This is a genomic window from Streptomyces sp. NPDC007856, assembly GCF_042868225.1.
GTDB lineage: Bacteria > Actinomycetota > Actinomycetes > Streptomycetales > Streptomycetaceae > Streptomyces.
Window position 1 is genome coordinate 1 of record NZ_JBIAEC010000063.1, and the last position, 8,886, is coordinate 8,886.

The 8,886-nt window shown below is 67.0% G+C and carries 7 protein-coding genes and 3 pseudogenes; 2 read left to right on the top strand and 8 right to left on the bottom strand.

Annotation, left to right across the window (positions count from 1 at the left end):
* Positions 1-209: 209 nt before the first annotated feature.
* Positions 210-761, top strand: coding sequence for a hypothetical protein (locus ACFYOH_RS43905; RefSeq protein WP_388637771.1), 552 nt, complete (start codon positions 210-212; stop codon positions 759-761).
* Here the strand turns inward: ACFYOH_RS43905 and ACFYOH_RS43910 are convergent.
* Together ACFYOH_RS43910 and ACFYOH_RS43915 are read right to left on the bottom strand one after the other, a co-directional pair.
* Positions 718-1,359, bottom strand: coding sequence for an IS5 family transposase (locus ACFYOH_RS43910; protein ID WP_388637773.1), 642 nt, complete (start codon positions 1,357-1,359; stop codon positions 718-720). The two genes, ACFYOH_RS43905 and ACFYOH_RS43910, sit on opposite strands and share 44 nt — an antisense overlap.
* On the bottom strand, positions 1,290-1,709 hold the full coding sequence (locus ACFYOH_RS43915; RefSeq protein WP_388637776.1) for a transposase: 420 nt from the start codon (positions 1,707-1,709) through the stop codon (positions 1,290-1,292). Before ACFYOH_RS43915 ends, ACFYOH_RS43910 begins: the two co-directional genes overlap by 70 nt.
* Before the next feature lie 124 nt (positions 1,710-1,833).
* Between ACFYOH_RS43915 and ACFYOH_RS43920 the strand changes: the two are divergent.
* A pseudogene (locus ACFYOH_RS43920) lies at positions 1,834-2,549 on the top strand (IS5 family transposase); the annotation flags it as partial.
* A 53-nt stretch (positions 2,550-2,602) separates the two neighbouring features.
* On the opposite strand, the gene ACFYOH_RS43925 reads toward ACFYOH_RS43920, so the two are convergent.
* From ACFYOH_RS43925 to ACFYOH_RS43950, 6 genes and pseudogenes are all read right to left on the bottom strand, one after another.
* A complete protein-coding gene (locus ACFYOH_RS43925; RefSeq protein WP_388637779.1) occupies positions 2,603-2,728 on the bottom strand; it encodes a hypothetical protein in 126 nt (41 codons plus the stop codon).
* Positions 2,729-3,194: 466 nt separating this feature from the next.
* Positions 3,195-3,416 carry a hypothetical protein gene (locus tag ACFYOH_RS43930; RefSeq protein WP_388637782.1) on the bottom strand — a complete coding sequence of 74 codons (222 nt, stop codon included), beginning with the start codon at positions 3,414-3,416 and terminating at the stop codon, positions 3,195-3,197.
* Positions 3,417-3,636: 220 nt separating this feature from the next.
* A pseudogene (locus tag ACFYOH_RS43935) lies at positions 3,637-3,783 on the bottom strand (ISAs1 family transposase); the annotation flags it as partial.
* Positions 3,784-3,831: 48 nt separating this feature from the next.
* Positions 3,832-4,044 (bottom strand): annotated as a pseudogene (locus tag ACFYOH_RS43940) (IS110 family transposase); the annotation flags it as partial.
* 254 nt (positions 4,045-4,298) lie between these two features.
* A complete protein-coding gene (locus tag ACFYOH_RS43945; protein ID WP_388637787.1) occupies positions 4,299-5,468 on the bottom strand; it encodes an IS110 family transposase in 1,170 nt (389 codons plus the stop codon).
* A 608-nt stretch (positions 5,469-6,076) separates the two neighbouring features.
* Complete coding sequence (locus ACFYOH_RS43950; protein WP_388637784.1) at positions 6,077-7,843, bottom strand: hypothetical protein; 1,767 nt, start codon at positions 7,841-7,843, stop codon at positions 6,077-6,079.
* Positions 7,844-8,886: the final 1,043 nt, after the last annotated feature.

The following is an 8,886-nucleotide window of genomic DNA, read 5'->3' on the forward strand; positions in this document are numbered from 1 at the left end:
CGACATCTCGAAGCGTGGAGAACGGCCGTCTCCGCTGTCCCGTGAAGAACCGCAGGTCAGCAGGACGAGTGACCCGCGAGGTTAAACGCCAAGCTTAGAAGCTGTTGTCTTTCCGGGCTTGAGGACTGCGTTTCCGCTGGTCGGGCATAGGGTCGGCGGTCCCGTGGGAGTGGTGGCATGTCGTGTTGCCGCCGCTGTGGAGGTCGTGGATGCCGTCGGTGGTCGGGCTGCTGGAACAGCGCGAGGTCGCTGCTCGCCGTCGGGTGGACGAGCTGCGAGAGGAGGCTGACCGGATCCAGGCCGAGTTGGCCGTTGCCGAGCGGGAATGGAACGAGTGGGCCATCGCCCGTTCGCGGGTCGGTGAGGTGCTGGTCTCGGGGAACGAGACCGGACAGGGCCCGGTCCAAGGTGCCGGGGCGGCGTCGACCGCCGAGGAGCAGGCCGGGAGGACGCCGTCAGCCCCGGAGGCGGCGAAGGCGAGGTCGCAGGTGCCGGTGTGGCGTGAGGGACTGGCCTGGCTGGCGCTGTCCGTGGACTACCAGCGCATTCTGCAGGTCGCGGGTGACCGGGTCCGGCTGGGCCAGGGGCCGTTGACCTGTCAGGAGATGGCCGCTCAGTTCGGTATGGATGTGGTGCCGGCGCGGGTGGAGGCGCTGCGGTCGAAGGCGAAACGCCTGGTCGCGCGGGGATGGATGGCCGAGCCGGCGCCGGGCCGGTTCACGCTCGCTGCGGGTGTGGGCGGGCCAGGCGGCGGGTCATGAGACCGATTATCGACCAGTAGATCATCGCTTCGGCGCTGGTGGTGCGGCGCTCGAAGTCGCGCACCAGGCGGCGACTTCGCATCAGGTGGGCGAAGAACCGTTCCACGATCCACCGCTTGGGCAGCACCACGAAACCGTGCATGTCGTCGCTGCGCTTGACGATCGCCAGCACCACGGCGAGTGCGGCCAGGCAGTACTCGACCAGGTTGCCGGTGTAGCCGCCATCAGCCCAGATGAGGGCGAGGCGGTGGTGGGCGTGGGCCACCTGTGCAAGCAGGACCTCGGCAGCGGCGCGGTCGCCGGTGTCCGCGCTCGTAACCATCACGGCCAGCACCAGGCCGAGGGTGTCGACCACGACGTGCCGTTTGCGGCCGTTGACCAGTTTGCCGCCGTCGAAGCCGCGGCTGTCGGAGCCGACGACAGCGTCCGCCTTGACCGACTGTGAGTCGATCACCCCAGCCGTCGGCTCCGCGTCCCGCCCTGCCCTGATGCGGACCTGCGCGCGCAATCGGTCGTGGAACTCTGCGATCAGGGCGTGGTCGCGCCACCGGCGGAAGAATGCGTAGACCCGGTCCCACGGCGGGAAGTCGGCCGGCATCGCGCGCCACTTGATGCCGTTGTCCTGCCGTTGTCCACGAGGTAGCGGATCGCGTCCAGCATTGTGCGCTGGCAGTACGCCTCCGGTCGGCCGCCCCGGCCACGCATCCAGCCCGGTACCGGCAGCAGTGGCCGAATGGCTACCCACTCCGCATCCGTCATGTCCGACGGATACCGGCGCTGTCGCTCGGGCCGGTCGGCCGCGTTGCCGTACACGTGCGCGAGGCAATCACACGATGGAGCAGGCGAGTTGGACTGCCTGGCCATCGACACGGAAGACTGCGGCACCGGGGCCTCCTGGTGCTCTTTGGATTCGACACCCACGAGCTGTTCAGGAGGTCCCGTCTTCATGCTCTCGCCACGGCAGGATCACCCGACCGGGAATCCGCGTTCGACCGCCACCGCTCAAGATCGAAAAGACAACAGCTACTTACTGGTCCTAACAGAAGTCTTTGATCATGTGACTATCGGCGGGATTGTTCGTTGGTCTGGCCGTGGGAAGCGTCAGTCGCGGCCATGGGTCGTGTCGGATGAACTGTGGTCGCTGGTGGAGCCCGTTGTTACCGGAGCCGGGTCCGAAGCTGGTCTCAGGCCGGTCTCGGGTTCCGGACCGGCAGGCCTTGTGCGGGATCCTGTTCGTGCTCCACACCGGCATCCAGTGGGAGTACCTGCCCCAGGAACTGGGCTTCGGCTCGGGCATGACCTGCTGGCGGCGCCTGGCCGCCTGGAACGAGGCCGGTGTATGGGACGAACTACACCTGGTGCTGCTGAAGAAGCTGCGGTCGGCGAAGAAGCTGGACTGGACTGGTCGCGGGCGGTGATCGACTCCTCCCACGTGCGGGCGGCCCGCCGAGTCCCAAAAGCGGACCCAGCCCGGTCGACCGCGCACGGCCGGGCAGCAAGCACCACATCCTCACCGACGGCCAGGGCATCCCGCCCGCGGTGTCCCTGACCGGCGGCAACCGCAACGACGTCACCCAACTGCTGCCCCTGCTGAACAAGGTCCCAGCCGTCGCCGGCCTTGTCGGCCGGCCAAGGCGCAGGCCCGACATGCTGTTCGCCGACCGCGGCTACGATCACGACAAGTACCGGCGACTGCCTTGGCAACGGGGCATCCGCCCCGTCATCGCCGAACGCGGCCGACAGCACGGCACCGGCCTGGGCACCTTCCGCTGGGTGGTCGAGCGGACGATGTGCGCCACGAGGCAGGGCTTCGGCGTAGTCGCATGACGTCCGGTTCGTGATCATCCGAGGCCGAGGAGTGCGAGGGGGCGGCGAGGGTCGCGGGCGTTGCGGCGAAGGCCGGCCGCGATGTTCTTTACTCCGGCCGTGCGGAGGACTCCGATGGCGAGGTTGCGCCAGGTGGCCATCACGCGGGGTGTGTTGCCGGTCCGCAGCTGGTTGGCGTCCTCGGCGAAGGTGGTGTCGCGGACATGGTGCAGGGCCTCGATCGTCCAGTGGTCGCGGGCGGGTTCGGCGAGCTGGGCCCGCGGTGGCCTGCTCGGTGGTCAGGCTGGTGACGGCGTAGACCGTCTTGACGGTGGTCCTGCCGGTCTTGCGGTCGGTGCGGCGGCGCTTGATCTGGATGGCCTGGTGGGCTCCGGGGAAGAGGAGGCTGTTCACGGTGGCGGCCTTGATCCTGCGGATTTCCGAGCGGCCGTGGCCGATGCCCCGGGTGCGTCCCTGAAGCGGGATGTCTTTCCAGGGTAGGGACTTGAGCTGTCGGCGCAGCTTCTTCTGGTTGCCCTTGACGATCACGATGTGGTGGGCGCCGCGGCCGAGGAGGTAGTCGGCGTGCTCGCGCTGGGTGTGCATGGCGTCGCTGGTGACGACGGTTCATGCCAGGTCGGCGACGGTGTCCAGCAGCGGCTGGAAGCAGGTGATCTCGTTCGTCTTCTCGCCGCCGTCCAGCTGGGCCAGGACCAGGCCGGTGGTGTGCTCCAGTACGGCGAGCAGGTGGATCTTGTGGCCCTTCGCTCTGGCCGCGCCGCGCAGGCTTTGCCGTCCACCGCGAGGCCGCGCAGCCCGGTCGCCTTCGGGCGGCGGTCGGCGAGCCATCGTCCGACCGCCCGGTCCAGCGCGTCGCCATCGATGCGGGCCAGTAGCCGCCGGGCCGTCGTTTCCGCAGGCAGGATCCGCTTCGGGAACAGTGGGTCGAGGCGTATGCCGAGGCGTTGAAGGATGTGTGGCGGGGCGTCGGCGATCCATTCGCCGACTGCCGGCACAGAGGTCGCCCCGCCAGGACTGCGCACGCGGTCAGCGCGAGCACGGCAACCAGAGCGTGCCGTACGCCGCGCGGGTCTCGCGGGTCGGGCACCTCGGCCAGCCGCTCCAGCAGGCGCGGGACCTCGTCGGATACAACCTCGGGATGCTTGCGGAGCTGGTCAAGGGCACGCGGGATCAGCGATGATGCGTCGACAGGCACGGTCTTCCACTCGGATCACGGGGCGTAGAGAACATCCCAATGAAGCTTCTATGTCTCGTCAACCCTTGGTGTCGATACTGCAGCGTTGTTGAGGTGGCGGTAGAGGCGTCGGGCGAGGTAGCGCTTGAGACAGCGGCGGATCTCTCGGTCTGTCTTGCCTTCGGTGCGTCGTCGTTCGGCGTAGGCGCGGGTTTGGGGGTGATGGACCATGCGGACCATGGCGATGACGTTCAGGGCGCGGTTGAGCCGCCTGTCGCCGCCGTGGACCGGTGCCGTGCCCGGGAGAAGTCACTTCGAGGCAGAACTGTGACGGGCCACGACCCCTTGGGGGCAGGCTTCTATCAGGCCACCGAGGTGGGCCGGGTCGGCGCCGGCCACCCACCGCAGTCGGACAGTTCATTGGAAAGGCACCGGTAGGGGCCACTGTTGTCACGAGTCACGACTGCGGTGAGGCGACCGACGTCAACCCTGCCAGCCGGTCCCGGACCAGCCGCCCAACAGACTCACAGCCGTTGTCAAACCGCAGGTGCGACACTCGGTGCAGGTTGGTAGAACGCTCCGTCGCGGATCATCGCCCCGAGGACGTTCACTCTTCGCCGTGCGAGCGCGATCAGGGCCTGCTTGTGCCCCTTGCCCTCGGCACGCTTGCGGTCGTAGTAGGTCCGCGACGCTGGACAGGATTTCAGGCTCGCCATCGCCGGCAGGTAGAACACCCGCAGCAGGCCGCAGTGGTAGCGCCGCGGGCGGTGGTGGTTGCCGCTGATGCGGCCGGAGTCGCGGGCAGCGGGGGCCACGCCTCCGTAGCCGGCGAGACGGTCGGCGCTCGCGAAGGCGGTCATGTGGCCGCCGGTGGCGGCGATGAACTCGGCACCGAGCTGAGTGCCCATTCCGGGCAGGCTGCAGATCACGTCGGCGTGCGGGTGCTCACGAAACCGGGCCTCGATGAGCGCATCGAGCTCGGCGATCTCCTCGTCGAGGGCCATCACCGCCTTCGCGAGACGGACCGCCATGCCGGCGGCCAGTGTCTCGCCGGGCAGCGTGGTGTGCTGGGCCTGCGCGGTCTCCAGGGCGGCCTTGGCCAGAGCCGCGGCGCTTCGGACCTTGCGATGACGCAGCCAGGTCTCGATACGCTTCGCGCCAGCGCGGCGGATGGCGGCCGGTGTCTGGTATCCCGTCAGGAGAATGACGGGACCCTTGTTGGTCAGGTCCAGCGCGCGTTCCAACGCGGGGAAGAACTCCAGCAGTTGGGCGCGGAGCCGGTTGATCTGGCGGGTGCGGTCGCCTGCGAGGTCGGTACGGCGGGTGGTGAGGATGCGCAGGTCGACGGCTATCTCGTCGCCGGGCCGCAGCAGGCCCAGGTCGCGGCGCATGCGGGGCTGGTCGGCGATGACGAAGGCATCCTTGGCGTCGGTCTTGCCCTCACCGCGGTAGGTGCCGGACGCGCGGTGGACGGCCAGGCCGGTGAGATAGGCCATGGGCTGACCGTGGTTGAGCAGCAGACCGATCAGCAGCGCAGCACCGCCGTGATTGACGTCCACCGCCCACAGCACTTCCTGGTCGATGTCCAGGACGTCGCGAATCAGCTCCAGCAGGGTCGCCTCGTCATTCAGGACTCGGCGGGACAGCAGCCGTTCGCCCCGTTCGTTGATCACCACACAGTGGTGATGCTCCTTGCCGATGTCCATCCCCGCCCAGATCTGGGGCACGGCCACCTCCGTCAGCTCGTCGTCAGTCCATCCCGCAGACGACCTCGCCGACGTAGTCCTACAGAGCGATCAAGTCGCGCATCCAATTGGCAGTCGAGTCGTCGCGGGGCTCCGGGCGGCCATGTTCTCTGAGCCATCCGATCGGCTCCTCCATGACAGCCATACCCGGAGCCCCTGGGCCCACCGATCCTACGAATGACCAGCGGAAACCCACACTTGAAAGGTAGGACTCCATGATCTTGGAAGCCCGTGCCTGCCATGTTCCGGACACCACCGAGCTGACAGACCGCCATGGACCGGGCCCCGCACGACAACGCCGAAGCCCTGGCCTTGGGGGAAGGCCCCACGACTGGCTCACGACCGTCCGGCTTCCCCCGTAGGCGCCCGACCTGAATCCCGTCGAGGCCGTCTGGCCACTCGTGCGCCGAGCGATGGCCAACACCGCATTGCACACACCCGACGACCTCGACCGCAACTCCGCCGCGAGTTACGCAGAATCCAGCTCCAGCACCGCCTTATCGACGGCTGCCTCACCGCCACCGGCCTGACTATCAACCCGCCGACGCCACCCTGAAAACCTCAGTAATTCATGACACTCCCATCTGGCCGGCCGACTCGCTCTTGAGGATATCGGCGATGGCCTCGGCGATCAGCTCGGTGTAGCTAGATTTCAGGTCGCGCGGCAGTCGTTCGTACGTGGTGCGGATAAGGTCGGCCGGGCGTGTACGCAGGTCGCCGCGGCGTACCAACTGTGAGTTGACCTCGAGGGTGAGATGCCGCAGCTGGTCTGACTGAAGCTGCAGTGCGGTCTGCGCGGCAGGATACGGGGGGCGCGCGCCGCCCAAGGCGTCGTACATTCTGTCCTGTTCGGGGGTGAACGTTTTGCCCATAACCAGGCCGAGGAAGTATTCGGCTACGAACTCCGTGGGTCCGCTGCCGGCATACTCGCTCAGGATTCTGGCGGTCGCCGCAGCACTTGGCGTGAAATGAGAAGATGCAGCATCTATGTAACGAGACCGGTTGTTCGCATAGTGCAGGAGGTGACCCAGCTCGTGTATGAGCACTCCAACCCCCTGCTCGCGGAACTGCATACCCACTGCGTGGAACCTGCCACCATCCAAACGGACCCGTTCGAGGGCACCGACAGACTCTGGAGATACGGCGATCTGTTTGGGAGCGAGGAATTGCGCCACTCCCGCCCATGTGGGTTCCAAGGGATTTGTTGCGAAGCCCTCGCCCGGCAGCGCCTGAACGCGGCGGCCGTACTTAGGAAAATAGAACTCCATATCTGGCAATTTGAAACCGGCCTTCTCTACCAGGTTCACAGCGATGGTGAGCTGACGCACCCGAGATTCGCGGAGTTTGATCGGCTCGCTGGGATCAAGGAGGAGCGTGATCGTCGCGTTTCCGTTCTGAAACGTCCGTCTGATCATTCCCTGGAGTGGAGTGTTCACGTCGACGCTACTGCTCTGATCGGCCCGGTTCAGGAATGACGCGATCTCTGGGAACACGCCTGCAATCTCGGGTGTTATCATAGCCCGCATTTGTTCTGGTGAGATGTCTGGGTGCACCATCGTATTCATCTGGGAGATCACCGTGTGGGCCTCGTGCGCTATTGCGGCAAATCCTTCCATTATGATACTCAGCGCCGTCGGCGACAGCGTCCCGTCCTTCCCCCTCGGTAGCACCAGCGCCGCTCTGACGTGGTCGCCGGAGGGGATGAACGAACACCCCGGCCGGGTCACGAAAGGGGACAGTGCCGGTTCCACCGTCTGATAGTTGGCTTGCTGCCACTCGTTGAGCGAAACTCGGCCGTGGCTCGCGGCGGCCCGCAGTTCCGCGATCAGACCAGAAGCCGACGTGCCGACGCCGTGGGGGGCCTGCGGTTCAGACCGGCCCTTCCGCCCCGAACCGGGCAGCGCAGGCCAACTGCCCGACTGCCATCGGAATCCGATTCGCCAGGCCAGAGAATGCAAGGGGTCTCGCCGTTTGCGGGTGTCAGGCAGGGCGTTGTACAGGTCCACAACTTCTTGCACACTAGGAAAGCTGTCGGAGCCCAGTTTCCGAAGTTGTTCCAACGTTGCCTCATGCAGAACATCCGGGGCGTGAGGGGAGTAGCCTGCCGACTCCTGACTGACCTCACTCTCATCGTTCTGCGCCACCTGCACCGGCAGGCTCAGTGTGCTTGTCTCAGGCGTGCCGGTGGGCGGTTGTTTCGCCGCCGTCGGGTCAGGGCCCGCACCGGCGGGGCTCGACGTCGATGCCGGCGTCCGAGCGTGCTCAACCCCGGTGACGGTCTCCTCCTCCGTACGCACCGCAGCAGCCTGACCGCGCGCGCCCGTCGTGCCGGTCATGCCGGTGGTGGTGTTCGGTAGTGGGCCCGCGGGTGTCTCTGCGTTGATCGGGGGTCTGACGTCGAGTTCGCCGAGGATGGTGGTGGGACTGGGGACTTTGCTCGCCGGGTGCTGTTCGTTGACTTCTGTGCCGGGGGACGTCGTTGAGACTGAGACGGGGGCAGGGGTGGCCACCGCGTCAGTCGTTTCGGTCGCGAGGTGGTCGGTGGGGTCGGTCGGGGGGGTGGGCAGGCGCGGGCTGTCCGGGGTCGCTTGGGTCCCTGATGTGTCCTCGGTGCCAGGGCTGTGCGGGGCTTTCTGCCCGGTCAGGACGGCGAAGACTCGGCTTGCCGCAGAGACGTCACGGTCGGGTCCAGGCCCATCGGACTGGGTGGTTCCTGGGTCGAGGATGACGCGGTTGCCTGTAGGTGCGACTTCTGTGGTCTGCCTGTGCAGCGTCTGCGTGATCCCACCCTCTGTTTCCGGATCACTGTCCTGTGTCGACTCGGGTAGCGCCCTAACGGTCTCGGACGAGCCTGCGGCAACAACCGTGGACGGCTCGAAGAGGCCCCGTGCCGATGCGGCACCGACCGATTCAGTCTGAACTGTCGCGACAGGCGCTGTCAGACTCGGGAGCGCCGGAACGTGAACGGATGCAACGGGAGGCTGCGGGTGCGGCCTATTGGGGGCGGGAAGGCGCTGGCGGATGCCCGTTGCGGGCACGGGACGGTGGTGGGGGACCGCGGGCTGCTCTGGGATCTGGTGGGGGGGATGTGTGTTGGCCGGTGGGGTGGTGGTGTCGGGGTCGGGTAGGCCGGTGGCAGGGGGTATGGGATCGGTCGGGGCGGCTGTCTTTGCGGCGGTGGCCTGCTCCCGGCTGGACAGCGCCAGGTCAGGGCTGGGGATTACCGGGTGTTGGTCGGGTAGGGCCGGGTGGTTGGGGAAGGGCGGGGTGGTCCATTTATCCAGGTTTGCGAGTGGGGCTGGGGTGATGCCGGCGGTGAGGGTGTGTTGGGTGAATGCGGTCCACAGGTGGTTGAGTGCATTCTCGTCCGCAGGGGTTG

Coding starts and splice junctions, on each gene's coding strand:
- ACFYOH_RS43905 (WP_388637771.1), top strand. CDS start 210: ATGCCGTCGGTGGTCGGGCTGCTGGAACAGCGCGAGGTCGCTGCTCGC.
- ACFYOH_RS43950 (WP_388637784.1), bottom strand. CDS start 7,843: ATGACCGGCACGACGGGCGCGCGCGGTCAGGCTGCTGCGGTGCGTACG.
- ACFYOH_RS43945 (WP_388637787.1), bottom strand. CDS start 5,468: ATGGACATCGGCAAGGAGCATCACCACTGTGTGGTGATCAACGAACGG.
- ACFYOH_RS43925 (WP_388637779.1), bottom strand. CDS start 2,728: ATGGCCACCTGGCGCAACCTCGCCATCGGAGTCCTCCGCACGGCCGGA.
- ACFYOH_RS43915 (WP_388637776.1), bottom strand. CDS start 1,709: ATGAAGACGGGACCTCCTGAACAGCTCGTGGGTGTCGAATCCAAAGAG.
- ACFYOH_RS43930 (WP_388637782.1), bottom strand. CDS start 3,416: ATGGCTCGCCGACCGCCGCCCGAAGGCGACCGGGCTGCGCGGCCTCGC.
- ACFYOH_RS43910 (WP_388637773.1), bottom strand. CDS start 1,359: ATGCCGGCCGACTTCCCGCCGTGGGACCGGGTCTACGCATTCTTCCGC.